The sequence below is a fragment of the Microcoleus sp. N9_A1 genome (genome assembly GCF_036701795.1).
Taxonomy (GTDB): domain Bacteria; phylum Cyanobacteriota; class Cyanobacteriia; order Cyanobacteriales; family Microcoleaceae; genus Microcoleus.
This window is the reverse complement of the sequence record NZ_JAUBRI010000004.1, coordinates 130,152-154,740: the sequence shown is the minus strand read 5'-3', so window position 1 is coordinate 154,740 and position 24,589 is coordinate 130,152. Positions and strand designations below refer to the sequence as shown.

General features: G+C 44.7%; 29 protein-coding genes and 1 tRNA gene. 14 read left to right on the top strand and 16 right to left on the bottom strand.

The features are described 5' to 3' along the window. Positions 1 to 282 precede the first annotated feature (282 nt). The 3 genes from QUA58_RS03210 to QUA58_RS03200 are packed head-to-tail and all read left to right on the top strand — an operon-like array spanning position 283 to position 1,767. The gene (locus QUA58_RS03210) at positions 283 to 573 is read left to right on the top strand and encodes a hypothetical protein (protein ID WP_333393009.1); all 291 of its coding nucleotides are present in this window, start codon (positions 283 to 285) and stop codon (positions 571 to 573) included. Continuing rightward, complete coding sequence (locus QUA58_RS03205; protein ID WP_333393008.1) at positions 563 to 1,216, top strand: hypothetical protein; 654 nt, start codon at positions 563 to 565, stop codon at positions 1,214 to 1,216. The genes QUA58_RS03210 and QUA58_RS03205 overlap by 11 nt, the downstream gene beginning before the upstream one ends. Beyond that, entirely contained in the window at positions 1,213 to 1,767 is a 555-nt protein-coding gene (locus tag QUA58_RS03200; protein WP_333393007.1) for a hypothetical protein, read from the top strand. Before QUA58_RS03205 ends, QUA58_RS03200 begins: the two co-directional genes overlap by 4 nt. 521 nt (positions 1,768 to 2,288) lie before the next feature. Here the strand turns inward: QUA58_RS03200 and QUA58_RS03195 are convergent. From QUA58_RS03195 to QUA58_RS03145, 11 genes are all read right to left on the bottom strand, one after another. Next, entirely contained in the window at positions 2,289 to 3,341 is a 1,053-nt protein-coding gene (locus tag QUA58_RS03195; RefSeq protein WP_333393005.1) for a hypothetical protein, read from the bottom strand. Further along, a complete protein-coding gene (locus QUA58_RS03190) occupies positions 3,338 to 4,282 on the bottom strand; it encodes a hypothetical protein (RefSeq protein WP_333393004.1) in 945 nt (314 codons plus the stop codon). Before QUA58_RS03190 ends, QUA58_RS03195 begins: the two co-directional genes overlap by 4 nt. 1 nt (position 4,283) lies before the next feature. Further along, the gene (locus tag QUA58_RS03185) at positions 4,284 to 4,826 is read right to left on the bottom strand and encodes a hypothetical protein (RefSeq protein WP_333393002.1); all 543 of its coding nucleotides are present in this window, start codon (positions 4,824 to 4,826) and stop codon (positions 4,284 to 4,286) included. Position 4,827: 1 nt separating this feature from the next. Further along, positions 4,828 to 6,000: a replication initiation factor domain-containing protein gene (locus QUA58_RS03180; RefSeq protein WP_333393001.1), complete on the bottom strand. Its 1,173-nt coding sequence runs from the start codon at positions 5,998 to 6,000 to the stop codon at positions 4,828 to 4,830. Between the two features lie 67 nt (positions 6,001 to 6,067). Then, positions 6,068 to 7,255: a hypothetical protein gene (locus QUA58_RS03175; protein WP_333393000.1), complete on the bottom strand. Its 1,188-nt coding sequence runs from the start codon at positions 7,253 to 7,255 to the stop codon at positions 6,068 to 6,070. A gap of 73 nt (positions 7,256 to 7,328) precedes the next feature. Beyond that, positions 7,329 to 7,712 (bottom strand): hypothetical protein, encoded by a 384-nt coding sequence (locus tag QUA58_RS03170; RefSeq protein ID WP_333392998.1) that lies wholly within the window; start codon positions 7,710 to 7,712, stop codon positions 7,329 to 7,331. Positions 7,713 to 7,834: 122 nt separating this feature from the next. Then, complete coding sequence (locus QUA58_RS03165; protein WP_333392997.1) at positions 7,835 to 8,029, bottom strand: hypothetical protein; 195 nt, start codon at positions 8,027 to 8,029, stop codon at positions 7,835 to 7,837. Then, a complete protein-coding gene (locus QUA58_RS03160; protein WP_333392995.1) occupies positions 8,029 to 8,226 on the bottom strand; it encodes a hypothetical protein in 198 nt (65 codons plus the stop codon). The genes QUA58_RS03165 and QUA58_RS03160 overlap by 1 nt, the downstream gene beginning before the upstream one ends. 2 nt (positions 8,227 to 8,228) lie before the next feature. Continuing rightward, the gene (locus tag QUA58_RS03155) at positions 8,229 to 8,510 is read right to left on the bottom strand and encodes a hypothetical protein (protein WP_333392993.1); all 282 of its coding nucleotides are present in this window, start codon (positions 8,508 to 8,510) and stop codon (positions 8,229 to 8,231) included. 123 nt (positions 8,511 to 8,633) lie between these two features. Next, positions 8,634 to 9,215: a hypothetical protein gene (locus QUA58_RS03150; protein ID WP_333392992.1), complete on the bottom strand. Its 582-nt coding sequence runs from the start codon at positions 9,213 to 9,215 to the stop codon at positions 8,634 to 8,636. Further along, positions 9,215 to 9,412 carry a hypothetical protein gene (locus QUA58_RS03145; protein WP_333392990.1) on the bottom strand — a complete coding sequence of 66 codons (198 nt, stop codon included), beginning with the start codon at positions 9,410 to 9,412 and terminating at the stop codon, positions 9,215 to 9,217. Before QUA58_RS03145 ends, QUA58_RS03150 begins: the two co-directional genes overlap by 1 nt. A gap of 136 nt (positions 9,413 to 9,548) precedes the next feature. Here QUA58_RS03145 and QUA58_RS03140 point away from each other — a divergent pair, with 136 nt between their 5' ends. Beyond that, positions 9,549 to 9,812: a hypothetical protein gene (locus tag QUA58_RS03140; protein WP_333392989.1), complete on the top strand. Its 264-nt coding sequence runs from the start codon at positions 9,549 to 9,551 to the stop codon at positions 9,810 to 9,812. Further along, complete coding sequence (locus tag QUA58_RS03135; protein WP_333392988.1) at positions 9,809 to 10,453, top strand: TraX family protein; 645 nt, start codon at positions 9,809 to 9,811, stop codon at positions 10,451 to 10,453. The genes QUA58_RS03140 and QUA58_RS03135 overlap by 4 nt, the downstream gene beginning before the upstream one ends. 291 nt (positions 10,454 to 10,744) lie before the next feature. Here QUA58_RS03135 and QUA58_RS03130 read toward each other — a convergent pair whose 3' ends face one another. Beyond that, positions 10,745 to 11,584, bottom strand: a complete 840-nt coding sequence (locus QUA58_RS03130; protein ID WP_333253076.1) for a prephenate/arogenate dehydrogenase — start codon at positions 11,582 to 11,584, stop codon at positions 10,745 to 10,747. A gap of 38 nt (positions 11,585 to 11,622) precedes the next feature. Here QUA58_RS03130 and QUA58_RS03125 point away from each other — a divergent pair, with 38 nt between their 5' ends. The 7 genes from QUA58_RS03125 (at position 11,623) to QUA58_RS03095 (ending at position 18,734) form a co-directional block, all read left to right on the top strand. Beyond that, positions 11,623 to 13,185, top strand: a complete 1,563-nt coding sequence (locus tag QUA58_RS03125; protein ID WP_333253075.1) for a pentapeptide repeat-containing protein — start codon at positions 11,623 to 11,625, stop codon at positions 13,183 to 13,185. Between the two features lie 96 nt (positions 13,186 to 13,281). Beyond that, the gene (locus QUA58_RS03120) at positions 13,282 to 14,844 is read left to right on the top strand and encodes a pentapeptide repeat-containing protein (RefSeq protein WP_333253073.1); all 1,563 of its coding nucleotides are present in this window, start codon (positions 13,282 to 13,284) and stop codon (positions 14,842 to 14,844) included. 79 nt (positions 14,845 to 14,923) lie between these two features. Then, entirely contained in the window at positions 14,924 to 16,453 is a 1,530-nt protein-coding gene (locus QUA58_RS03115) for a pentapeptide repeat-containing protein (protein WP_333392987.1), read from the top strand. 22 nt (positions 16,454 to 16,475) lie between these two features. Next, positions 16,476 to 17,984: a helicase C-terminal domain-containing protein gene (locus QUA58_RS03110; RefSeq protein ID WP_333392986.1), complete on the top strand. Its 1,509-nt coding sequence runs from the start codon at positions 16,476 to 16,478 to the stop codon at positions 17,982 to 17,984. A 65-nt stretch (positions 17,985 to 18,049) separates the two neighbouring features. Then, the gene (locus QUA58_RS03105; protein WP_332970082.1) at positions 18,050 to 18,262 is read left to right on the top strand and encodes a DUF2839 domain-containing protein; all 213 of its coding nucleotides are present in this window, start codon (positions 18,050 to 18,052) and stop codon (positions 18,260 to 18,262) included. Between the two features lie 126 nt (positions 18,263 to 18,388). After that, positions 18,389 to 18,460, top strand: a tRNA-Val gene (locus tag QUA58_RS03100). A gap of 52 nt (positions 18,461 to 18,512) precedes the next feature. Next, the gene (locus QUA58_RS03095; RefSeq protein ID WP_333309837.1) at positions 18,513 to 18,734 is read left to right on the top strand and encodes a hypothetical protein; all 222 of its coding nucleotides are present in this window, start codon (positions 18,513 to 18,515) and stop codon (positions 18,732 to 18,734) included. 37 nt (positions 18,735 to 18,771) lie between these two features. Here QUA58_RS03095 and QUA58_RS03090 read toward each other — a convergent pair whose 3' ends face one another. Continuing rightward, positions 18,772 to 18,978 carry a type II toxin-antitoxin system HicB family antitoxin gene (locus QUA58_RS03090; protein WP_333210762.1) on the bottom strand — a complete coding sequence of 69 codons (207 nt, stop codon included), beginning with the start codon at positions 18,976 to 18,978 and terminating at the stop codon, positions 18,772 to 18,774. Beyond that, positions 18,978 to 19,172, bottom strand: a complete 195-nt coding sequence (locus QUA58_RS03085; protein WP_333253065.1) for a type II toxin-antitoxin system HicA family toxin — start codon at positions 19,170 to 19,172, stop codon at positions 18,978 to 18,980. Before QUA58_RS03085 ends, QUA58_RS03090 begins: the two co-directional genes overlap by 1 nt. 257 nt (positions 19,173 to 19,429) lie before the next feature. On the opposite strand from QUA58_RS03085, the gene QUA58_RS03080 reads away from it, so the two are divergent. Beyond that, positions 19,430 to 20,371, top strand: coding sequence for a DNA polymerase beta superfamily protein (locus QUA58_RS03080; protein ID WP_333392985.1), 942 nt, complete (start codon positions 19,430 to 19,432; stop codon positions 20,369 to 20,371). 31 nt (positions 20,372 to 20,402) lie between these two features. After that, positions 20,403 to 21,164 (top strand): nucleotidyltransferase domain-containing protein, encoded by a 762-nt coding sequence (locus QUA58_RS03075; RefSeq protein WP_333392984.1) that lies wholly within the window; start codon positions 20,403 to 20,405, stop codon positions 21,162 to 21,164. Between the two features lie 180 nt (positions 21,165 to 21,344). On the opposite strand, the gene QUA58_RS03070 is transcribed toward QUA58_RS03075, so the two are convergent. Further along, positions 21,345 to 22,133: a hypothetical protein gene (locus QUA58_RS03070; protein WP_333392983.1), complete on the bottom strand. Its 789-nt coding sequence runs from the start codon at positions 22,131 to 22,133 to the stop codon at positions 21,345 to 21,347. Positions 22,134 to 22,690: 557 nt separating this feature from the next. Further along, positions 22,691 to 24,520 carry a precorrin-3B C(17)-methyltransferase gene (gene cobJ / locus QUA58_RS03065; RefSeq protein ID WP_333392982.1) on the bottom strand — a complete coding sequence of 610 codons (1,830 nt, stop codon included), beginning with the start codon at positions 24,518 to 24,520 and terminating at the stop codon, positions 22,691 to 22,693. Between the last annotated feature and the right edge of the window lie 69 nt (positions 24,521 to 24,589).

Sequence of the window (24,589 nt, the reverse complement as noted above, 5' to 3'; positions counted from 1 at the left end):
AAACCGCTATAACTATGACAAAGACTGAATTTGAATGCTGCGTCCAGGAAGCTGCGATGTGTAGCTCTATAAACTGAATTAATTCAAAACAAGCTGGCGACACCTGCCAGGGCTAAACGCTAGACCCCTATAACTATTCAAATAACGGGAATGACACTGATACCCGAGGGGTTCCCAGACCGACAGGATTGGCGGCCGTGTCACAAAGTTACTTCCAAGCCAATCAAAGTGGAGTGACAGCCGGGAGAGACCGGCACTTATTTACTTACTGCATTACTACAAATGAACACCAACAGCGAAGAAGAAGACATCAAAGCATTTACCGATGAACTCAAACAAATCAAAAATTCACAGCCTATAGGGGTCAAACTCCCTGAAATCGCAGTATTTGCCATAATTACCCACATTCAACTTGCGAGTCGACACCCAAACGCGACCAGTGAATTTACAGAAATTGCAATTTGTACGGCACTGCAACTGCAAGAAATCTTCAAAAACTATCCAGTGACTTACAAAATCCTAGAAATGGGATGGAACCGGGAACATGATCGCCCAATAAGACATGAACAGTAATCAGCTTTCACTCTTTGACACAGACGCCGCGACCGGAAGCCTGTACAAAGCCGGTGATTATGTAAAACTGCGGAGAAAGCCAGCAGTCGCAGCATGGGTTAAACGCGGCGAAGTTTTCCGAATCAGCCAAATACACCCCATCAACGGCAGTCTCAAGTTCTGGAATCCCCACATTAATCAGTGGGATTTTTTATATCCAGAGGAAGTTAAATTAACTGTCGAGCCTGTTGTAGAGGAAATCTCCCCCGCAGCGCAATCAATTGCAGAGTCTGTTGTAGGGGAACTTGCAGCGACCAAGTTAACTGTCGAGCCTGTTGTAGGGGAAATCTCCCCCGCAGCGCAATCAATTGCAAAGTCTGTTGTAGGGGAAGAAGTTGCAGCAGCCAAAAACTACTACAACTCAGACAAAGGATACGGCGGCAACGGCTGGCTTGAAAGTCACTACAAAATCCGAGTTAACGGCAAACAGCATTCAATCAATTGCCCTGAAACGGGATGCACGGGCCCTTACTACAGTTACCGCTGGATGGAGGGGAAGCGGCAGCGGGCGAAATACTGTCCAGGCAGCAAATGTCCGGCAGTGAGGACAGCTCTCAGAAGCGGGGAACCAATCAGTAAAATCTTAGAAATTATCAACCAATGAAAATCTCAGAACTGCAAACTCGCTACGGCCTCGCCAGCAAACAATCTGTGTACGATCGCATGAAGGCACTGCAAATAACTCCAGTCAGTCGGGGCGAAATATCCAGCGACGCACTGGACGAACTGGACAAGCTGGACAAATTTCTGAAAAGCAACCCAGGAGCCAAAATCTGGGAATTTCCAAGGGATGTAGAATCTTTGTCTAGTGGACAACTAGACAAGTCAACTGGACAACTGGACAACTTCAACGAAACCTTGCAGTTAGTTGAGGCGATCGCCCGCCACTTCGGCGCCAAACAAGACCCGATCGCAAACTACAAAGCGCTGGAATATGCGGCTAATCACATAATCCTGCTACCCAGTTCCAAAATCAAGGAGCTGACGGGGGCAAAACCCAGCAAAAGTCAGTTTCAACGAGGGACTTTTGTTTTTACCAAAACAGACAACAAAATCGGGCGAGAAGCAGCTTGGAGGGTTCAGATGACAGCTAACGCATTCAGAGATGCAATGAGAAGCAAAACCGCAAACAATATCCGCTGGTTAGATCCTTAAGCGTCAGACCCATCGTCACAACTGTCCCTACAACAAGCTCTACAGTAGAAGCTAGTAGCGACGCTGGTAAAACTTCAGAGCGCAAGCCAAACACCGAGCTTGATAACGGTAAAAATCGCGTTCGCGCTTTAGCCGCGCAATCCGTTGAAACAAGACACGGATAAAATATTGTCTCTTCATACAAAATATAAAACTAAATGAGGCATATTATCACCTCTAGTGAATTTATGTCAACTTCTTTAGGTTATACCGGGTATTACTCACCCCGGTTGGCCTGCGGCGCCCTAAATCTTCACCGGCGCGGCCGGGAGGGCGGGCCATAACCCGGCTCCCCCCCCGGCCCACGTTTTTAACAAATCGGTTTATCACTTAAGTGATTTTTTGTAGGATATTTCTAGAATTCGTTTACAAGCCTCATCCGCTGTATAAGATTGCAAGCTATCTATCTCTAAAAGTACAGACTTAAAAACACGCGCTAATTTTCGCTTGTACACAGCTCGTTTTTTCATTGTAGCAAAAAATTATCTTTTCCCATCAGCAATACCGCGAGCGATAGCCCAATACATCGGCAAAGGCTTACCATCCCAATCAAACAACGCAAAAGTCGATCGATAATCCGAATCGATTTCATGTGAAAACCAAATCAGCGGAAAATTCCCCCACTCAACAATAAAATTTGCACCAGACCGAACAGCTTCGCGGTGAATCCAATAAGCCTGATGCAAAACAACAGCGCGGCGCAGTCGGTCGGGAACAAAAAACTCAATTTGAGAAATAAGCTTACCGCGATCAGAAGATTTATTAAAAGGGGTAATCAAACGCCGCCGCCAAACGCGATCGTATGTGGAAAACTCAGAAATCCCCCAAGGTATTTTATGCTGCCGAAAAAATTGAGCGAGTTGAGAAAACAATACCCCGTCAGACAAAGCAAGAAATTGCAAATCAAGCCATTGAAAGTGAAATTGAATCCCAACCTGAAAATTCAGATGTGGATGCTTAGCAGCCAAACCAACAACCCATTTTTCAAAAATAGCAAAATTAAGTTTGTGTTGCTGAAAAAATACAAGCGGCTCGTTAATTATTACTCGCGAACCTTTAGGCAAACTTTTTAAAAAATTATCCAAAGGAATCATAGCCACACCCTGATAAAAAGGATCTAAAAAATTACTGTTATTAATAAACCAATCATCTATAGTAAAACATTTAAAGTTTAACCTACGATTATCATTGTAAGCCATGCGATGAGCGCAGCAATTGCGAGTCTTGCACCATTCCTGAAGTCGAGGAGACTGATATTTTGAATCAGCGCGAAATTCAGCAGCAGGAATAAAAAAACTGAATTTAGACTCAACAACCAACCATGAAGGAGAAATCCGAAAATTTGCAGTGTCAGCAGTATCAAAAATTTTCAACCCAGATACAGCAGTTCCAAATTCAACAGCAAGTTTAAAATTAAAAGGTCGAGCGTATTGTTCTACAACCAAAATATAAAATATTGCCAAAACAATCGTAAAGATATTAAAACCAATTGCCGCCTTAAAAGATTGAAATAAAATCGATTTTAAATTCTTCATTTTACCTTTCGACTCCAGCCAGGCCGCCAACCCCGACACTCAGGATCGACATTCTCAGCAATCCAATAACCTTTATCCCAACCAGAAACAGACTCTAAATTTTTCCAATCAGTAGAACTAACACCGCGAAAGCGATCGCCCTTAACCAAATAATAAGATAAAGCCCTCTCAGTAACAAAAGGAGCAGGTAAATAAGGATTGTATTCAATTTCAACAGGAACATTGTAAGTATCCTGACTGTATGCAATTAAAAAACAACCTTTAGAATCAGAAGCTTTACCGCCAGGAGACCCCCAGACAACCTGAAGCCAAACCTTTTTACCAGCAGGGCAATCCATGCCGGGAGAGTCACTAGAACCACAACCACCAGAAGAAGGTGAAAACGATAAAAGCTCAGGATAAAGAGGAGGAAAAGGCTCACTAAGACCTGTATTAAGTCTTTCAAACTCACGAGATTCACAATTATTACGAGGGTAACAAGTAGAAGTAACACAAGTAAGACCTTGAATACCACCCCCACCACAAACTATACAAGAAACAGACTCAGCTTCGCTAGCACAAGTTACCTTAGATTGTTCAGCAGCACTTAAAGCTAATGCTTGAGCTGCAACTAAATAACTTTTATAAGGTCCATCACTCCAAGCTTGATAAGAAATTCGATAAGCTTCCATTATCTGAAGATTAATCGCTTCGATTCTAGCCATTTCGGCGCGATAATCCTCGCATTCACTGTTATTTGAAAATGAATTAAATGCACCAGTAACGCTAACTAAAAGAGCTACAACTGGCAACCAAACAGATAAAATACTGCCCAAACCAAAACCTATTATATAAAGACCAGAGCGAATGCTAATAGTAGAAACAGTAGTAACAACCAACGGGGCAGCAGTAGCAATCAACAGCCTTAACCCACCTGCTAATTTAGCATACCTTAAAAGCATATTATTTTCTAGAAGCTAAACGCCAAGCCTTAACAAGTCCTGCAATCATCATCACAGGCAAACCAGTAGAATAAAGCACAACCGCAGCGTACCGCATAATAGGGGAATTCACAGAGTCAATAGCTGCAATCATCAAAGCCGGTATTCTAATTGAATCAGGAGAAACTGGCATTAAATCAAGAACTTTGTCAGATAAAGCCAAACTACCACCTTTATTAAACAGACAATCATATTGCTCAAGCTCAGCAGCCGTTAAGTTGCGCCGCCAAGTATTGTTAAGCCAAAAAGCATCAGGGTCAGATGTAGATTGAGAACCATTAGAAATCACCAATTCTAAAGGCTTGTCCTCAGCGCGAATATCCCGAGTGTAAAAAGACTGACACAAACTTGACAAATCAACACCAACAGGCACATTACCCATGCCGTAAGCCGTCGAAATCATCTCTTTAGTATTAGTTTGTATCATCTGAAATACGCACCAAGTATAAACTGGAGGCGGAGCAGGCGCAGTCGCAATATAAAAAGGCAAAATCAAGTTAATCATGTTAGTCGCTAAATATAAACTTTATACCTAAACCCATAATCACAAAAGGTTTGAGCGCATTGACAATCATGCCGGGAAGGCAAATGCGATCGAAGTTAAGACCAGAGTTAATTTGAAAACAGCCATCACCAATATTGTCAAAATAAGCCTGCTCTGCAGGAGTTGGATTCACAATGTCAATCGGGAACTTTTGAGCAAATTGAAACGACAGCGGCACCGGCGCAGGGCAAGTTAAACCGCCAGCAATCGCCCCAGGAGTTTGAATTAAAAATAAAAACACTCCAAGTGCAGTCACACCCAAAAATTTAGCATTCTCCAAAATAGTGCGGTGACGCGGCTTCATCCGCAGCTTACCAGCCGCCAGCATCGATCGCATAAATTTGTCGAAACGCTCTGACCCCATAAATTCCTCAATCATCGCCAAAGTAGCGCAGTGCTTTTCAATAAAAGCAATCGAACGCTCAATGTCCAAATGAAGCGATGGAGCGGGAACAGATATGGAGCCATACTTGTAATCTTTGAAAAATTCTATATCCTCACGCTGTCGGGAAAAATTAATTTGACCGCAAACCACACCATTTAAAAATTTAGGCAATTCCTCAACAGGACAAGAAACCATCTCCTGCATAATCCATTCAGCGCGAGTACGTTTGAATTCAATCTCAAGCCGATCGTAATCTACACCATCAATATTCTTATCATAAATCCTCACAAATCGCTCTGACTCGCGAGAACCTAAATAAACTGTAGTACCAGGTCGGTTATTGCCAGAATTAGAAATGCGTTTAACAGCACGATAACCAACAAGCAAATTATCAGCCAAAAAAACCTCCCAGTAACGACGCGACAACCGAGGATTTTGGACGGGAAAATCAAGCGCAATATCAATTCTGTTGGCAATAAACTCTTCCTCAAACTGACAAAAAGCTAAAAGAGTAGCAATCTTGTTAAAACTAACACCCGCAAGAGTAGAGCCATTGAGGTCAACAAAATGCTTATAAGGTTCATGACTTCCAGCGGCAGGATAACGAGTACCTATCAAACTACCTTGGAATTCGTGAACTTCATGCCAAATTTTGTTTAAAGCAAGAATATTAGTATCACGAGCATCTTGCAATTGCTGCTGCTTACGCTCAAACGGTAATCCCAAAGTCCGCTCAATTTGTCGGAGCATAGGATGGTAACTAGACACCTGAAACCGCAACCAATCAATTCTAATGTTTCGAGAAAGATATTCCATATTACTTAAACATTTGAACAGGTAAATAAAAGGAGCCTGCGAAACAAACAAACGCTAACCAAAAATTTCTAGGTAGAAACACATTAACCATTAATGAACTAATAAAACATAATACTAACCCAATAAACACCCTACACATTATTTTATATCCATCTTTAACCTGTTTATCTAATTTATCCCAAATCAAACACTCCTTAGTAATTCGTAAGTCCAATTTTTTCAATCCTAAATAGCTAGCAGCAGGAAGCATATTCCACAAAGGAATCAACTTCTTTTGAAAAATATGAGGCCCTGGAAAAGGAATCTCACCCTGTAACTTCCAAGCAACAAAAGGATAATTATTGCTGGCTTCATAAATCCGCTTCTTCTTGAATCTATCAGCCTTATAGTATTGGTCTAGTTTTTCCTCTATTTCATCAAAAGTATGACCTTCATCAAGAAGGTCTTGTGCCGAAAGTTCAACAGAACAAGCAGAATCAATTACATAAGGCTGATAGCCAAAACTCTTATCAAGTGAAACTTTATCATCCTGCTTTTCAAGAAGGCCAAAGCTATCATAAATTCTAAAAGTATGAGCATCTAAAGCACTAATTATGCCTTTCCAATGCTTGGTAGCAAGAACCCAAACTTTAATAGGATTTTTACGAACTTTTGGGTCGCGAAACCAAACCTCAAACTCACTTGGCATAAATAAATGACAGTCCTTAAAAAGCAAGCGCTCGTTACCTAATTCCTCACTCCAAATGGTAGTCCCTTCAGCATATAAAATTTCTGAACAAATCTGATGCAGCGATGAATGTACCTGAGTAGGATATTGCGCTGCATACACTATATGTTGGCACATTTTGCGATTATTAGCAACTGCATTAAAAGCTTCAGCAGGCAGAGTCCAGGACTGTGCAGATGGAGCGTACAAACCCATCTCATCCAACAATATTACAGCTCTTTGAATTTGAAGAAATTGAGCAAAGTTTTTATTGCTAGATACATAATAAATAATGCCTTTAGGAATATTTTCCCAAACCCATTTTAAATTATTAATTTTACAGTAATAAGCTAAAGGTAAAGGGTCAAGGTTAAAGTTAGTAACAAGCCGCAACTTATACTTTTCAGCTATCCGCAATCCATGTTGCAACATCAACAAACTTTTGCCACGACCAGGAAGCCCATAAATAGCAGTGAAAGGCAAAATAACCTCCTTTAACTTAAAAGGCGATCGCCAAGCAAAACGACCGCCTTATGTAAAAATTACACTCCGAAATCTAAACGCGGCTCAAAACCATATTAAGAACTCTGAGCGTAACCATAAACCCCATGGGCGCAAGAGCCACACCAAACGCAGCCAACCCAATACCGTCAATAGCTTGAATCATATCAATCGCATTGGTCACACCCGCTGCGATACTACCAGCAGCAGCATCGGCAGCAGTTGCACCAGCGCCACCAGTAGCAGCAAAAGCCCCGCCACCAGTAAGAACGACCCCACCAACAACTACCGCAGCACCAGAAACAGCAACAGATTGAGCTAGTTTACTGTGATCAGCTTTCCAAAAAAGCTCATTAAGTTTACGAACTTGCTCAGGGTCAATAGATGAAAAAATCTCATCTGCAACCTCATCTCGAACTCGATCTTGAACTTGAACCATATTTGCCACCTAACCTAAAAAAGACTAATGAATTGAGAAAAGCAGGGGCTAAGCACCAATACCGCAACCCTGAAACGGTATCTCGCAGCAGCATTAACTACTGAAATTATAAGATTATTCATTTATTTAACAAAGGAAGAAGGAATAGGGACAATACAACGATTTACAATCGTCATTTGAGCTACAACTATGGCAGCATACAAAAACGCACACATAGCAAGTTGAGCCAAAAAAACAGCGCGGGTATCAATAATTTTGTCAGGTAAAGCCATATAACGCTCAGCCTGAGAATGAAGATTTTGAAAAAAATCTTTCATCAATCAATAAACCTCTTGGCTAACACAATAAACGCATGGGTAGAAGTAGCGGCTAAAGCAGCCTTCATTGCCCAATCCATAGAAAACTCGATAACTGGCTTAATATCTTCCTTAATGAAGTTCATAGCCTCAGCAGCGCTACCTGCAATGCTCGGAGTAGCCATCAAATAAACCGAAAGAAAAACAGCAATCCACATAATTAAGACCTCATTCTTATAGCTATGCCAAAAGCACAGGCAATCGCCATACTGCCAAAGTGATCGGCTATAAAATCCTGAGTGCTCAATTGCATATTTTCAGCAAATTGTTCGGGCGAACCAAGAACAGTCGATATTCTTTCCACTGCTTGAGCTCCAGTAATCCGATCGCCTGCTACTGCAAAGCTGAAAGTATCGCCCAAAAACCAAAAACCACAACCGAGAATAATAGAAAGTGCGGCCAAACGGCAAGAATGACAACCATTAAATCGATAGGCATTCATTAGCACCTCAATCAATCAATAAACAACCGAACTATCCGAAGAATCAAGGCAAGGCAAAAAAACTGAGTTAGTAAAATGAAAAGATTAGTCCAAATAAACTCAACAATAAGTGATATCAAATCATCATTGCTGTACGTTGTCAGGAATATCATCTACTTCTTCCTCTTCATCATCATCGCGAGAAACTTTGATTTTACCCCACTGAGTTTTAGTGATGTTAAGTAATGCAAAATAATCCTTAAAAACATCGCTAGGAGTAGCTCCCACTGCCTTAATCCAACCATCCCAATAAGGGGTTGGGTTATTGCCATTGCCAACAGCAGCAGGTTTAAGTGCTAAAACGAAACTGTAATACTCTCCCTCAATTAACTTACTAATATTGAGCGAAGGAGTAACGCCAACTTTGCAATTGTAAGGGTTAGCAACCTCCGACATAACCATATCAAGAGGAGTCTCGACGCTGGTTGCACCGTTATATTTTGTCAGCGGCATCTGACCAGTTTGTAAATATGGAAGAAATAAAAACGCCTTGTTATTTCCCGAAGCGTTCAATTCCGAACCACCCCAACGAGCCCAACACAAAATCACGGGATAGCCCGGAACGTTGGTTGTTTTCATTCCCTGACGAGCAGTTGTTTCAGGGCCGGTATCTCCAACCCTAAGAATGCTCGAAATTAAGTCACGACCTTCTTTAGTTACAGCCATTATTTAGAATTCTCCTTGTAACGCCGCCAAATTTTGTCACGCCAAGATCCATCAGAAGAAGGAGAAGGAGGGGGAGTATAAGTAGGTTTGGGCGGAGGAGTATAAGTAGGTTTGGGCGGAGGAGTTGTCACCGGTGGCGGTGGCGGCATTGTCGTAGTGCTTGCGGCGATCGAAACCGCTAAAATCAGTTCAATCATTTTGTTGCCCAATCAATAAATCCATCTTCGGAGGGATAGATGGTCAACACAACAGTAATCACACTTATCTTTTTGGCAACCCATTGCTTTAAATAAAGATGTTTACTAAAATTTAAGTGACGAATTGAAAAAAATCATGAGTAGAGTTGATGTATTTGTATTGGCAGTGTTATCTCGAAAAAATAGACTATCTCTATCAAGAATTGTAGAAGAAGTAAGAGGAATCAATTTAAATAAACCACCGTCACGAATTGGAATTTACAAAAGATTAAATGTGTTAAGAACTCAAAATTTAGTGGGCTTCGAGTGGAAGCAAGGAGAGAAAATCTACATAATTTCTGAAGAAGGTCGAGAAAAAATTAGTGAATTTATCAATCAATTAATAGGAATATCAGCATGAGTCAAAATGAAATCAAGTGGCTAGCAACGTTATTAATGGTGATTGACCATGTAGGTTTTTTGCTAGAAATAGAACCAATGCGTATTGTTGGTAGGTTAAGTTTCCCAATATTTGCTTGGGTGCTAGCACAAAACTGGAAGCGACGAAAGCCAGAGAGTAGCGCTAAACCTTTAATTACAAAACTGCTATTGTTTGGAATAATTAGCCAAGTTCCATACATCATATTGTTCAATAGGCTAGAGTTTAATATATTAATTAGCTTTGCGCTGGTTGTAATAATATTCACACAAATTCATAAAGTAGAAGTAAATAAAAAATTCCTAATAATGATACTAGGACTGATAGCAGCTCAGTTGTGGGGAGTAAGTTACGGATGGTATGCAGTCGGTTGCCCGCTACTAATGATTAACCTCAAAGGCAAAGGCGATCGGATGTGGTGGATTAGTTGGTGTTTGGTCAACGGAGTGTATGCAATAACATCAGGTTACTTACTTCAGATATTTGCAATGTTGACGCCGCTGATATTGGCTTACCACGACCCAGCCAAAGACCAAAAACCAGGTGCGATCGAAAAAAGATTTTTTTACTACTTCTACCCCATCCATCTGGCAGGACTAGCGGCACTGCAAACAATTTTGTAATTCTAAAATCACTACATATAGTGTTTATGAAGCTGCATATCAGCACTTGTAAACACTATATGTAGTTTCAATCCCTGGTAGGGTTTTAGGTTGGTTGTAACCGCAACTGACACCACTGCGTTAAGTTTCGGCGTCATTTCAATCCCTGATAGGGTTTTAAGCGACTACTACACGCAGCCGCCACCAACCACATATATATTAGCACTGGGGATTCATTTTAGCGACTACACCAACTATTTGCGCCTCAATCAGAATGTGAATTACTGGTTGAATTGGGTTGTAATTTTTGGCTCACAAGTTGTACTTCTGTCTTGCTTGTTGAGTCTGCTTCAGCTTGTGTTCGAGACTTTGCCAATTTTCGGCTTCGATATCGCTGATGAACCCGTCGAGACAGTCGCGGTAAATAGAGAGCGATCGCAACAATTCCTCTCGATTGTACTTTGCCACCATGACTCCCAGCTCGGGATTGCCGCCCCCAACCCGGCTCGTGTCCCGAAAACCTGAACTCGCCAAATGTTGGGCTAAATTAACAATATCCCGAGCGCCCTCAAGATCGCAGGCAGCAACCAGCGTCGCGCTCGCCATCAGCGGCAAATGAGAAATCCAAGCCACAGCTCGATCGTGTTCTTCCGGCTCACATCGGTAAACTTTAGCACCCAGCAACCGCGCAATTTCCTCAACCTTATCCACCGCAAGCGCCGGCGTCTGGGCAGTCGGCGTCACCACATAAGGCCGGCCCACAAACAAATCCGGCACCGCCGCCTCAATTCCGCTTTCAGCAGTCCCCGCCATCGGGTGTCCCCCCACAAAATTTGGCCACAGAGGAGACACGGCCTGCACTATGGGTGTTTTTACGGAACCGACATCCGTTACAATAGTATCAGGGGAAAGATAGGGCACCAACTCTCGGACGATCGGCTCGATCGACAAGAGCGGCGTGCAAATAAAAACCACATCGGCTGCTGCCATTAGAGACAGGTGTATGCTGGCTTCATTGACAACACCGCGAGCTTGCGCCCGATCACAAGTCTGCTGCCGACTCGAAACCCCAAAAACATTAAACCCGCGCGATCGCAAATCCAGCCCGATCGAGCCACCAATTAAACCCAGTCCTACAATACCGATATTCATAGCAATAAAATGGGGATATTTGATACGGTGCCGCCCCCATGACAGTCGAGGAACTCCTGAAAAAATATGCCGCCGGAGAAAGAAACTTTGCCGGAATCAACCTGACTGAGGCCAACCTCAGCGGCGTCAACTTGAGCGGAGCCAACCTCAAGGGTGCGAATCTGAGTGTAGCAAACCTGAGCGGAGCCAACCTCAGCAAAACAGACCTGACCGGTGCCAAACTCAACATCGCCAGACTCAGCGGCGCCCATCTCGGCGGCGCAAACCTCACCGACGCCGACCTCAACGTCGCCTACCTAGTGCGAGTTGACCTCAAAAAAGCCACACTCACAGGAGCCAAACTGATCAGAGCCGAGCTGATTCGAGCCGAACTCAGCGGCGCAAACCTCAGCGGCGCAAACCTCAGCGGCGCCACCCTCACCGAAGCCACCCTTCGAGGAGCCAACCTCGCTCAAGCCAACCTTCGAGGCGCTCACCTCAGCGGCGCGTGCTTGACAGAAGCCAACCTAGAACAAGCCAACCTGCAAGGAGCCGACCTTAGCCGAGCCGACCTCAGCGGCGCCGACTTGCGAGGCACAGAACTGAGACAAGCCAACCTCACTCAAGCCGTACTCAGCGGCGCCGACCTCAGCGGCGTTAATTTGCGCTGGGCCATCCTCAGCGGCTGCAATCTCCGCTGGGCAGACCTCAGCGAAGCCAAATTGAGCGGTGCCGACCTCAGCAGAGCCGACCTCTGCCACGCCAACTTGCTGAATGCCAGCTTAGTTCACGCCGACCTGTCAAATGCCTATCTGATCCGCGCCGACTGGATTGGAGCCGACTTAACCGGAGCCACCTTAACCGGAGCGAAACTTCACGCAGTTTCGCGGCTCGGCATCAAAACCGAAGGCATGACCTGCAAGTGGGTTGATCTGAGCCCCAACGGCGACCACAGCCAAATTTACTGGTTGAACTCTGGAGGAACCCACGACTTTTTTCACGAAACCTTGCCCACAGTTCGGATTGTGATTGACTCGCCCTTAGATCAAGGCGCTCATTTTGCACTAGCAGCAACTTATTACCAAATTGCCCAACAATACCCGAGTTTAAGTCAGCCTCCCACGATCGAAGTCAGCTCCAGACGCACCGTACTCGCCTTTAAAATGGACAGCGACGATAAATTATTTGCCACCGCTTACGTTGCCATCATTCCTTTTAACGACGCTGCCATAACTCAAAAAAACCTAATAGCTTTGATGAAAATGATTCAATCCCACGATGCAGGCAAACTTAACGTCAAAGAATCTAAACACGTCCAGTTATGTAGCAAAGCTCTCAACCAAGCTATCAGCAAAGTAGACCAAATCAAAATTTCCAGTTCTTTTCCAAAAATCGGTGAAAGCATCAATTTCTTTCAAATACCCACACAGATGAGCTTAATTAATTCCCGCGATCAAAGACTCAGCGTATATCACCACCCAGGCTTCGGCAAGCGCCTGATTAAAAAATACGATCTGAGTAACTCAACATCGGCTAAGTTAGCCGAAAGCACAAAATTGGCTCAAGCTAATATCACTAGCATTTTGGATTTTATAAAAGGCTTCCACAATATTGATGTCTAGGCATATTGCATCAAGTTACAAAAAATGCTTATTCTAGTTTAAAGGTTGGCACAATAAAGCTTTGTTCTAGCTAAGACATCAGGGAAATTGAAAAGCATGGATGCCGAAGAACTGATCACCAAATATGCAGCAGGAGAAAGAGATTTTACTGCCATCCTCCTTTGCGAGGCAAATCTCAGCAGGATCGATCTCAGCGGGGCTAATTTCAGTGAGGCAATCTTGAGCCTCACCAACATGAGCGGCACCAATTTGTCAAACGCCAACATGAGAAAAGCCAAACTCAATGTTGCCAGACTCAGCGGTGCTAATCTCCACAAAGCCAACCTCAGCGGCGCTATCCTCAACGTGGCTAACTTGATTAGAGCCGACCTCAGCGAAGCCAAACTCGTCGAAGCTACACTGATCAGATCCGAACTGATTCGAGCCAACCTCAGCAGTGCCAACTTGACCGGTGCAAATCTCAGCGAAGCAGATTTGAGAGAAGCAACCCTCAGAGAAGCCAATCTAGAGCAAGCCGACCTCAGCGGCGCTCACCTGAGAGGCGCTTTTCTAACAGCGGCCAACTTGGAACGGGCCAACTTGCACAGAGCCGACCTCAGCAGGGCAGACTTGCGAGGAGTCAACCTCTGCAATGCCGAACTCAGACAAGCTAATCTGTCTCAGGCAAACCTTAGCGGCGCTGACTTGCGAGGCGCTAATCTCCGGTGGGCTGACCTCAGCGGGGCGAACCTGACCGGTGCTGACCTCGATGAAGCGAGATTGAGCGGGGCCAACTTGTACGGGGCAAATTTGAGCAATGTCAACCTGTTGAACGCTACTCTGGTACACGCGGATTTGACTCAAGCGAATTTGATTCACGCTGATTGGGTGGGCGCTGATTTGACGGGGGCGGCTTTGACGGGGGCAAAAATTTACGCGGTGTCCCGGTTTGGTGTGAAAGCAGATGACATTACCTGCGATTGGGTTGACCTCAGTCCTAACGGCGATCGCAGCCACATTCAGCGCTTTACCGCCGAAGAATCTCAAAGGTTTTTCAATGCTACACCGCCGACAGTTCAAATTATTGTCGATCGACCCCTCGACCCCGATGCTAACTTTGTCCTTGCAGCTACCTACCGCCAAATTGCCCGTCAATACCCTGCTTTAAACCATCCTCCCAGTATCGAAGTTAATTCCAGACGCACAATCATATCATTTAGAATAGAACAGGACGAGCAACTATTTCCCACCGCTTTCGTTGCGATTATTCCCTTTAGTGATGCAGCATTTACTCAGAAAAATTTGATTACTTTGATCAAGATGATTCAACCCCAAAGTGGTAATAACCTGGGCGTCAGAGTCTCAAATATGGTAGTGCAATTAAACGTAGGCCTGACCAAAACAATGAGAAAAATAGGGGAAATGAAAATTCAGCCGATTCGCCTCGATCGCGAACCGATGTCAAGTTTTTTCCAATCGCCCACCCAAACTGTACTGGCTAACTCCAGCGCCGAAACTTTGATGATTCACTATCACCCAGATTTTGGTAGAAACTTGACAAATTTGCCCGGAGTCAACAAAACGTCTATCAGTCCTGCAATTAAAGCCCAAAGATTTACCACCCCGCCGCTAAATACGGTCATTGAGTTTGTCAAAAGCTTTTATCAGCTCGGTGAGTAAATACTATAAATTAATTTGATATCATTGCTATTCATGCCATATAAAAGTTAGCCGATTGCCATTTCATTCAGGTACAAAAATGGAAGCTGAAGAACTGCTAAAACGATTTGCAATCGTCAAAAGATACACTGAAGGCGACAGAGATTTCACAGGAATCAACCTGAATGAAGCTAATCTCAGCCGCATCAACCTCAGCCAATCAATTTTAAGGCGGGCTAGCTTATTTATCACCAACATCAGCGGCGCTAACTTGAGCGACGCTGACTTGACCGAAGCTAACCTGAATGTGGCTAGACTCAGCAGCACCAATCTCTCGCGGGCAATCTTAAACGGGGCTAATCTCAACGTAGCAAACTTAGTGAGAGCCGATTTAACTGCAGCTCAATTAATCGGAGCATCGCTGATTAGAGGCGAATTAGTCCGCTGCGAACTCAGCAAAACTAACTTCAGCGGCGCAAACCTGACTGAAGCAGATTTAAGAGAGGTAAAACTGACGGAAGCTAACCTGTGCGGTGCTAATCTTTCCGGTGCAAATCTCAGAGGTGCTTCGGCTGCTTCAGCTAATTTTCAAGAAGCTAACTTGCACGGTGCGGATTTGACAAAAGCAGAACTTAACGGCGTGAATTTAATCGATGCGGATCTGAGACAAGCTTGTTTGCAGCGGGTGAATCTCAGTGGTGCCAATTTGAGCGGAGCTAACCTCAAATGGGCCAATTTGAGCGGAGCTAACCTCAACGGCGCAGATCTGATCGATACTAAATTCAACGGAGCTAACCTCAACGGAGCGGATTTAAGAAATACTAATTTAGCAAATGCTAATTTGGTTCACGCAGATTTGACAGAAACTAATTTGATTAACGCAGATTGGGTGGGGGCAGATTTGACGGGGGCAATTTTAACAGGGGCAAAACTCTATTTGGTTCCCAGGTTTGGCATCATCGCCGATAATATTAGTTGCGAGTGGGTTGACATCAGCTCTGCTGGCGATCTCACTCAGATTCAACAATTTAATTCGCCGTCAGAATCGAGAAAATTCTTAAATCACACGCCGGGGTTAGTGCGAATTGTGGTTGATGCAGTTTTAGATTACTCAGCAAACATCACTTTAGCAACAGCGTATAGCGAAATAGCTCGGCATTACCGGGCAATGAATTTTCCTCCTAATATTGAAGTCGGCTACCGCCGCACAACTCTAACTTTTAGATTTGAGAGCGATGAGCATTTATTGCCAGCAGCTTTTTTAGCGATTCTTCCTTTTAAGGATGCTGTAGAAACTCAGATCAATATTATGGTTATTGGCAAAAATATCGAAAGTCAAAATATGGATGAAAAACGAATGTTGCAGTTGCGTAAAGCATTGAGTACAGCTACAAATAAATTAAATGAGTTGATAAATTTGGTTTATAATATATCACAGGTTAGTCAGCCAACAAAGTTTTTTGAGTCACCTACCCAAACTATTTTAATTAGTTCGGGACAGGAGAGTTTGATGGTGAATTCTCACGGGAATTTTGGGAAGGGAGGTGCAAATCATCAGCCGAGTAAATTCTGTTTGCCTCTCGGTCAAAAAGTAGTTGATTTTCTGGCAAGTTTTGATTATGTTGAGTGAGAAATGTCAATTTTAAAACCGATTGATTGAGGTAGAAGTCCACAACTCATTGCTCCGCTTCCTGCGATCGAACTCCGAGCCGCACTGGCCCCACCATTTAACGATGGCGCGGCTCGTGGCGCGGGCTTTGCGCTTGGGGCGCAGCGCTCTGATCCAAACGGGGCTTCCCGCTGGAGCTTACCGACAGCGGTATCGAGTCAGTTATTTGATGCCGATTTTGATGTGGCCGGAGCCTGTGATTTTAGTGGCGCCGACACGGGTGATCGAGCATTTGAGAGGAGTGGAAATTCCGCGTTTGCAAGAGTGGCTGCAAACTGATAAGTCGATCGAGATTTATTCGGATAATGCCACTGGACGAGGATTGACGCTAGTAGATCCGCAGTCTTGGCTGGCGGCTCGCTTGGCGGTGAATTCGCCACTTCACAGCAATATTCCGACAATTATTGACGGTGTGGATGACTTGGAAGTTTGGACGCGCCAGCAATTGACGGCGGGTTTGCAACCGGCTGATTGGAATGATTTAATGCAATCTCAGCCTTTGGAAGCCGATGCAATCCTCCAAGGGCGGGTAATGCTAACGCGGGCTTTGTTTCGGCATCCGGCGAAACCAGAGGAGTGCTATTTGCTGGAAACGGCAGAGCAAAATATTTTGGAGGGGCTGTTTGAAAGGATCGAGCCGAATTCGCTGATTCCGGCTGCTTGGAGCAATTTTTGGCAGCGGTGGGAAGCAAACGGAAAACTGCGGTGGGCGCAAATTCATCGGGAGGCTGGGTCATTTTCTCTGTTCTGCGCGCCGGTTCAGGTGGCTGAGGTTTTGAGCAAAATTTGGGATTGTCAGCCTGTGGTGTTGATTGGGGGGGCGGTGGATGTGGAACCGAAGGCTCCGATCTTCCGGCAAATGCTGGGACTGCCAGAATTGACGAGCGTTAAGTTTTCGCCCGATCGACAAAGCGAATTAATTCAACTGTACATTCCCAACTGGCTGCCGCTGCCAAATACGCCGGAATTTCAGGGTGTTTTAATTGAAGAAATTCGGACTTTGCTGTGCATGAGCGCGTCGGTGGCGGGTTTAACGGTGCTGATTGTTGGTGATGTACCGCTGAAGGCTCGGCTGGCGGCGATTTTGGCTTCTGAGTTCGGTTCTCGGGTGCAGGTTGAAAAAACAGATGTGGGGGAGAATGGGATTTTGGTGACTGGGTGGGAGTTTTGGCGGGAACATCAGGGGGAATTGAGCGCGCCTCACTTGCTGGCGATCGCAACTTTGCCGCTACCTTCTTTGGAAAATCCTTTGGTGACGGCGCGTGTGGCTTATTATAAGGAGCAGCGCAGGGATTGGTTTCGGTTGTATTTGCTGCCGGCGGCGCTGAATGAGTTGCAACGGGCGATCGCGCCTGTGCGAGAACGTCAAGGGGTGGTGGCGATTTTCGACAGCAGGGTGATTCACCGCAGTTACGGGCAGCAGGTTTTAGCGGCTTTGAGTCCTTTTGCGAGGATTGATTATTTGGATACGACGTGGCTGACGCAGGCTTGAGATGACCTGTTGGCGTATAATTTGGTTAGGTATCCAGTTGAAATCTAATTTAGTAGACAAAGATTATGGGTGAAGCTAAGCGTCGCAAAGAGTCGATCGGCGACGAATTCGGTAAAGAAGAGCGCATCGTTTCGTGGCTGCCAATCACGAAAACCCAAAGCGAAGATTTTGTGAGGTGGACATCTCGCGGAAGCTGGATCGGGATTAGCCTGTTGGTGGGTTGGTGGATTGTGGTGCGGTTTGTCGGCCCTGCGGCGGGTTGGTGGGTGGTTGATTGATGCCAGACTCGACAAATGCCTGTATTCTTGGCATTGTGTCGAGTTTTAACTCGGAAACCAGCGGCTGAATTTTTAGGAAAATTTTAGTTGCACATTTGGAGTTAGTATGGTATGGTAATTATCTGCGGGCAATTAGCACAGTGGTAGCGCACTTCCTTCACACGGAAGGGGTCACTGGTTCAAATCCAGTATTGCCCATTCAAAATTTATGGCGACTCATTTAGGCGATCGCCGGGATAGAGGTAACTCTATGATACAAATAATTCTGAACTCAGAACAAGAACAGTTACTAGCAGAAAAAATTAACATGAGCGGGAAACTTAAGAATAGTTATCAGCCCGATCCGCACCGACAAGCTTTAGCTGAAGATTTTAACAACTCATGTGAAGGAACCCAGGCTTTACACGCCGATTCTCCTTTAACTGATGAAGAAATTGCCGAAGAAATTGCAGTTTATCGGAGAGGAGAATGAGAAACGGACGGGAAATAAAAAGGAATTGGTGTTTAGCTTAAGCTTCAACATATTCGCAAATAGAGACCGGTTCGGGAATAGGAAAAGCATCCTCTTGTAGTCCTTCAATATGAAATGCGATCGCCTCTTTAATTAAATGCCTCACATCTTCTAAACTTTCAGCCACAGCTACACATCCCGGTAAATCGGGAACATACGCACCGTAGCTAGTTTCACCTTTTTCAATTACAACAGCATAACGCATTAATCTTCCTCCTCTAGTTGAGATTGTCGCAAAACACTTTTAAGCGTACCTATTGGCATATCAATGCCTAAATTACCTGACACAGTTACAGTTCCAGCCTTTTCTGGGTGTTTAAATTGACGGTGACTGCCCCTTGTTCTAGCTAAATACCAACCATCATCTTCTAACATTTTAATAACTTCTCTAACTTTCATTGTTCATCTATCTATAAAACTAATCAACTCCCGCACTTCTATCCCCATAATATGCTCTAACTTCAGCAACCTCTCCATTGTAACCTGCGCGACTGATAAAAACTTCATCCTGCTCAATCCGAAGACAATGTTTAACACGGCCAAAACAGCCTTAGCACGGGCTGCAAGCGGGACGCGATCGCCCAAAACCCCCTTTTTTTTATACTACATTATGCTACACTAACCTTGTAACTCATGCCCCCGCAGGAGGTTCCCTCATGGCAAATGCCAATATTTCCCAAAATTTCAACTTAATCATCCCCGCAGGAACCCAAATTGTCACCAAAATCGAAGTCAAAAATCCTGCAACTAGCGAATCTTGGAAACCGGGATTAGTAGGTGTCATAGTTCAATCGCCTACCGACAATTCCCACGCATATTTAGTCAAATTCCCAGACGGAACACAAGTTAGTCTGCGGCGACACGAACTCAGCATCCGCAAGCAGTTTCAGAGCGAAGGATTGCAGTCAGGAGGAGATTTTCTCGCCGAATATAACCTCTATGATTCTGTAATTTACCGCTGCATTGTTGGTTCCAGAGCTTACGGTTTGGATAACGAGCAATCCGATACAGACAGGCGCGGGATTTACCAGCCACCGGCAATTCTTCATTGGTCGCTTTACGGCATTCCAGAACAATTGGAAAACAAGGAAAATCAGGAATGCTATTGGGAACTGCAAAAGTTTCTGGTTTTGGCACTAAAAGCTAATCCAAATGTGCTAGAATGTTTGTACACGCCTTTAGTAGAAAAACTTTCTCCTGTAGCACAAGAATTGCTAGAAATTCGGGAAATCTTTCTGTCTCAATTAATTTATCAAACTTACAATAGCTACGTTTTGTCTCAATTTAAAAAAATGGAGCAAGACTTGCGGAATACAGGAGAAGTGCGATCGAAGCACGCGATGCACTTGATTCGGTTGTTGCTGTCAGGAATTACGGTGCTCAAGGAAGGGTTTGTGCCGGTGCGGGTGCAGGATTTTCGATCGCAATTGCTATCTATCCGCAATCAAGAAATATCCTGGGATGAGGTGAATCGCTGGCGGTTGAGCTTGCACGCAGAGTTCGATCGCGCTTTTGCAGAAACTTCCTTACCAGAACGTCCTAATTACGAGAAAGCTAATCAGTTTTTGATTAAATCTCGTAGAAGTGCGATCGGCTAAAAGTGCGATCGGGCAAATAACATAGAAAATCATGGTAGAATACATCTCTAATCTAGCCCAAATTATCTCAGTTCGACCTTATCCGCTGCTGTTTGCGACTGTCAGCGGATCGCACTTATACGGTTTTCCTTCAGCAGATTCTGATTTCGACTTGCGGGGAGTACATATCTTACCGCTACCGAAAGTAATTGGACTGATTTCGGGAGAAGAAACAATCGAAGTTTCGGAAGTTCGGGAGAAAATGGAACTCGATTTAGTCACTCACGATATTAAAAAGTTTCTTGAGTTGCTGTTGAAGCGCAACGGCTACGTGTTGGAACAACTGTATTCGCCGCTCATAGTTTACACTACCAAGGAACACGAAGAGTTAAAAGAACTCGCCTCGAACTGCATTACCAAGCACCACAGCCACCACTATCTCGGTTTTGCTCAGACTCAATGGAGATTGTTTGAGAAACAAAGCCCGCGTCGGGTGAAACCGCTGCTGTACGTTTACCGGGTGTTGCTGGCGGGGATTCATTTGATGCAAACGGGGGAAGTTGAGGCGAATTTGGTTAAACTTAACGACAAGTTCCAGTTGTCGTATATTCCCGATCTGATCGATCGCAAGCTGGCTGGTGCGGAAATGTCTGTGCTCCAAGATACAGATATTGAATTTTATCAGCAGGAGCGCGATCGGCTAATCAATGTATTAGAAGAGGCAAGTTTGACAAGCCATTTACCATCAAATCCTAATGCAAAGGTTGCTCTTAGCGATTTTCTGGTCAAGGTGAGAATGTCATCTGTGAACTAAGCTGTTCCACATCTAATTAGTCTTTTGGTGCAGCAAGTAGCCTATATATTAGTCGTTGTGTGCGCCAAATAGCGCAGAACCTCCAGCCCAGGAGGCATCAGTAGCAAATAAACCGGGTTTTTTATCGCGATTAAAGGCTTGAATGCAGTATTTTGTCGCTCAAACTCGGTTTCAACTGATTTACCTTGATACCCTTGTGTTTGCTGGTTCGCTAATGGCAGCTAGGCCAATATTTCGACCGTCGGTAAATTGTGGGTTTTTTTCTGGTATGTAAATATTCCAACTTACCCCGCCTAAATATGTCTTGATATATGAAATCAAGCCGTGAATAAATACGACGATGCCCACCATTTCTAATGACTCTTCAAGGGTCACTATTATCTGGTAAACTATATTATCCTCTCCCACTGTAGAAGCTTGGTATCCCCCTACCAGTTCCATCCCCAATGCTCCTCCAATATAAAGAGCGCAGGCTGCAACAAACAATTTTTTTGTAGGAGCAGGAAGGTGCAACATAAACTTACTGTAGGATATGAGAAATATCGCTACTAGAAAACCGAACGGCACAATCCAAGTAAAGTAAAGAAATCCTGTGGTGGCATTTAGGAGACTTCGCATTGGATTTATCAAGTTTTCGTGCAATTGACCAGCTTCGTCTATAGATATATATAAAAATATGAATGATAAAATTTTCCAGTGATTCTTGTACGGAGAACTATCCAAATTTTTCGCATAAGCGATCGTACCCAGCAAGAGAGAACTAAATAGCAATGCCAAAACTGAGTATGCCGTTGGAATGTTCCGCTCGGAATCAACGCTGAATACTTTTACTAAGTAGTTGTCAGACGGGCTACCAGGCAAGAAGTACACAGTCATCTCACTTAAGAAAGAAAGTACAGCTAGACAGGTCACCACTCGAAGCAAAAATTGGGTTACAGCCCCAGGAGCTAAAGGAATTTGGAATTTCATGTTCTCTTAACCGTTTGTTTAATTTTTGATTAAGCATATGTTATCCCAAAAAATCTTTTCTGGGTATATCTACGGGCATAGATGAGTCATCGCGGTGAAAAATTTATTTTTTTTATTGTAAAATTATCCTGGGATTAAGAAATGTAGCAGAGATCGATCGCCCGCAATTTTATTTTTGCAAATTAATAGAAATTTATTTATTGAGATGTAAATGAGATCTCTCCAAAAATGAAGCTGAAATCCTTACAGCGGTTGAGTAGAGCTCTAAATTTGATCGATCTCTGACAGAGAAACTCGGCTTCAGACAGCCGATTGCCCTAAGTACGGAGGATTTCTGCCATCAAAGGCGATCGCCAATCTCAGTGAAAACTCTGAGATGAAACAAGAGGCAGAATTAACCGGACATTCAAACTCCTAGACGCATTAAGACCAAAGAAACCGGGTTTTTGACCTGATCTTTCTGTCAAAACCCATAATTTTCGTCCATCAAACCCGGTTTCCGAGCACCCATGCCTCCAGGACTAATTAACTAAGTTCGCAGTCACAAAAGCCAGTCTTTAAAGATCGGGATGAAGTCCTGACTGCGAACTTAAATCGTACCTGCGCGGCGTGTACACCCAAACATCTCCTCCATATTTGCGGGGAATAATCCGAGTCTGACTCGAACCAACAATTACTAAAGTTCTCATATCCGCATCTTCCGGCTGGAATTCGCCGAGGGTGCAAACGCGCACGGATTGGCCTGGCCTGCCGAGGTTTCGCCCTAGTACGACGGGGGTTTTAGGATCGCGAGTTTGCAACAAAATCTCGATCGCCCTTGCAAGTTGCCAAATCCGCTGTTTCGAGATCGGATTGTAAAATGCGATCGCGAAATCTGCGATCGCAGCGGCCGAAATCCGCTGTTCAATGACCTCCCAAGGCTTGAGAATATCCGAAAGCGAAATCACGCAAAAATCGTGTCCGAGGGGTGCTCCGATCGCAGCAGCGGCCGCCTGCATCGCTGAAATGCCCGGTGCTACCCGAATATCGATGCCTTGCCATTCGGGTTTGGCATCAAAGTCGATCACCTCAAACACCGCTGCAGCCATCGCAAAAATACCCGGATCTCCTGACGAAACGACGGCGACAGATTTTCCTGATGCTGCTAAATCTAGGGCAAAATGGGCGCGATCGATCTCTTCGCGGTTGTCGGAATCGTGCCTGTTTTGTCCTTCCCGCAGGGTTCCGGCTAAGTCGAGATAGAACTTGTAACCCACCCAATCCGTGGCTTCCCGCAGGATTTGTTTGACTTCCGGCGACATCCAGGGCGCGCCTCCGGGCCCGGTACCGACGATCGCGAGTTGGCCGCGGCTAACTCCGATCGCGCTTGCATCAATCGGTTCTGCAGCCAGGGCGATCGCGCAATTCAGGGCTAAAGTGCGATCGCATTCGATTAACTGACTGTTTGCGCCGGCTGCTGTCAGCGCAATTTGTGCCGCCTGATTTTCGATGAATTCCATAGAGTTTAATTCGACAAGTTCCGATCGATTGAAAAAACGGACGGGAACTTTAAAATATGCTGAAACTGCTTCTAATGCCGGATTTCCCATCTCATCTTTTAAGGCAAAAAATCCAGCAATTGCAGCGGCCGCTAAATTTGTTTTTGCCAGTAATTCCCGCACGCAAGACAGGGCTATTTCTGGCTGCATATTCGATAGGTTCGCAAGTCCAACTGCCAGCTTTTTCGGATGGTAAACTAAACAATCTGCTGTTGGTAAAACTGCTTTTTCGGTGACGCGGATAGTCAATTTTGCATCAATGGCGATCCTCTCCGTTGGCGTAGCCCCCGTAGGGGCGGGCTGCGCTAACGGCAAATTGCTCTCGGAAAGCCAGCTTGCAGCACCTTCTAGGCGTACTTTCGCCCCGGCGAGCAAATTTGAAATAAAAGTTTTCGCATCGTCTGGATTCGCCAAATAATAGCCTTGGGGAGGACTTAGCAAGGCGGTGCGAAACCGAATATCTCCGGTTGTTGTAATTGCAGGCTGCACGCCGAGGGCTGCTGCAATCTCTCTGGCCAAGTCATTAACGCCGTGCAAACCGCCCAGCAGCGGTACTACGGCGCTTCCGTCTTCTGCGACTGCTAAAACTGGCGGTTCGGCGCGTTTGTCTGACAGCAGCGGGGCGAGGGTGCGGATGATGATTCCGGCGGCGCAGATGGCGATGATTGGGGTTTCTGTTGCGAACAATTCCCGCAATGTTTCGCCGAAGTTGCTAAAGTTGATGTTTGTGTTGGATGTGCGATCGGTTAAACCGTAAATCTGGGAACCTGGGAAATGTGCGGAGATTTTTTTGGCGATCGGCTGGCTGTTTTGACCTAAGATAACTATTGCGGGAGGAACTCGATTCACGGTTTTATATATGGCTGTGTTTGGATGGGTTTTATTTTATCTCTCGTTGTTTCACGAATGCGTATTTGA